Raw genomic sequence first — 1,841 nt, forward strand, 5'->3', positions numbered from 1 at the left:
AGAAGGTGCTCATGGAAAATCCCCTAAATGTCTTGGTGGGAATTTAGGGGATTTTGGGGAATTTTGCAAAGGTCTCGACCTGATTTCTTTTCGCTACCGGCGGCAATGCGTACCAATTGGAGAAATTCCGATTTCAGCTCAAACGGATCGTCGCTTTGGATTTTCTGTACCATTTTTTCAATGTCGCTCCAGCTCAGTTTGCCGTTGTATTCGCCGCCGCGTAGGGCTTGGGCATAGGAAGCTGCGGCAAGGGCGAGCAGGGTGTCTTTATCGGCTTGCTCCAGCGGTTTGCTGCCAACGGGAATTGCTTGTTCCATCAGCTTGCTGTCTTTTTCCCCAGGCAGTTTGTAGCGTACTTTGACAAAGGCGTATTCGTTTTTACTGCCTTTGGCGGCTGGGGCTGGGGCTTTTTGATAGCGTGATTCGTTCAGCCAGCCGTTTTTGCCTGTCGGAATGATTTCATAGATGGCGGTCACGCTGTGGCCTGAGCCGATATCGCCCGCATCTACTTTGTCATTGTTGAAGTCTTCATTGCGCAGGGTGCGGTTGGTGTAGCCGACCAAGCGGTATTCTTTGACAGTGGCAGGATTGAATTCGACTTGGATTTTGACATCTTGCGCAACGGTAGCAAGCGTGGAAGTCAGTTGCTGCTGCAGAACTTTTTTCGCTTCTTTTTCATTGTCGATATAGCTGTAATTGCCGTCGCCTGCATCGGCAATTTGTTCCATCATGTCTTCGTTGTAATTGTCCGTACCGAATCCTAGCGTGCTGAGTGAAACGCCGGTTTTTCGTTTTTCGGCAACCATGGATTTGAGCGTTTCGGTATCAGATACGCCAACGTTAAAGTCGCCATCGGTTGCCAGCAGGATACGGTTGATGCCGTTGGGTACGAAGGCTTTTTGCGCTTCTTCGTAGGCCATGCGTAAAGCGGATTCGCCCGAAGTCGAGCCTTCGGCTTTCAGTTTGTCGATGGCTTGTAGGATGGTTTCTTTATCTGAACCTGATGTGGGTGGAAGCACCAGCTCTTCGCCTGATGAATAGGTAATCAGGGTAACCTTGTCCTGAGGACGTAATTGTTGGGTCAAGATACGCAGCGTTTTTTGAACCAACGGAAGTTTATTTTCTTCATCCATGCTGCCGGATACGTCCACGAGGAACACAAGATTGGCAGGCGGCAGATCTTTCTTTGCTGTGTCTTGTGCTTGGATACCGATTTTGATCAGCTTGGCTTCCGGTTGCCATGGAGAATCAATGGTTTCAGTGTGAACGGCAAATGGGTGGCCGTCAGTAGGCAGCGGATAGTTATAAGGGAAGTAATTGACGATTTCCTCAATCCGTACAGCATCTTTAGGCGGCTGTTTGCCGCTGTTCAGAAATCGGCGGACGTTGGCGTAGCTACCGGTATCGACATCGATGCTAAATGTGGAAACGGGTTCTTGAGCAACGGATTTGACCGGTTGGTCGGGTTGGTCTTGGTAGCGTTCAGTGTTTTCTGCAAGAGACAGATTTTCTTCAGCAACGGCAGCAGCAGGCAATGCTGATTCCGGTGCGCCCTGAAGATTTTCGGTTGACGAGTCTGATCGGTCGAGAGGACCGGAACACGCAGTCAAAGCCGCTAAAGTGAGTATGGAAATGGTTTTCAGGAAGAAACGGGGCATGATTTAAGCTCCTGGGAAATATCACATGCTGATTATTAAAAGTGTTGATGGCAGTGTATTAGCAGAGTTAACGCTGGTGCTGAGTCACTTTTTTTGAATTTTAATGTGAGACCTTTGCAAAATTCCCCAAAATCCCCTAAATTCCCACCAAGACATTTAGGGGATTTTCCATGAGCACCTTCT

Annotated in this window: 1 protein-coding gene; it reads right to left on the reverse strand. The window is 48.7% G+C overall.

Annotated features, from left to right (window positions below; genetic code table 11):
* Positions 1–23: 23 nt before the first annotated feature.
* Positions 24–1,658 carry a vWA domain-containing protein gene (locus ACTHS4_RS11530; protein ID WP_440365966.1) on the reverse strand — a complete coding sequence of 545 codons (1,635 nt, stop codon included), beginning with the start codon at positions 1,656–1,658 and terminating at the stop codon, positions 24–26.
* Positions 1,659–1,841: the final 183 nt, after the last annotated feature.

Origin of the sequence: Neisseria sp. P0014.S009 (genome assembly GCF_051958155.1) — a bacterium.
Taxonomy (GTDB): Bacteria; Pseudomonadota; Gammaproteobacteria; order Burkholderiales; family Neisseriaceae; genus Neisseria; species Neisseria flavescens_C.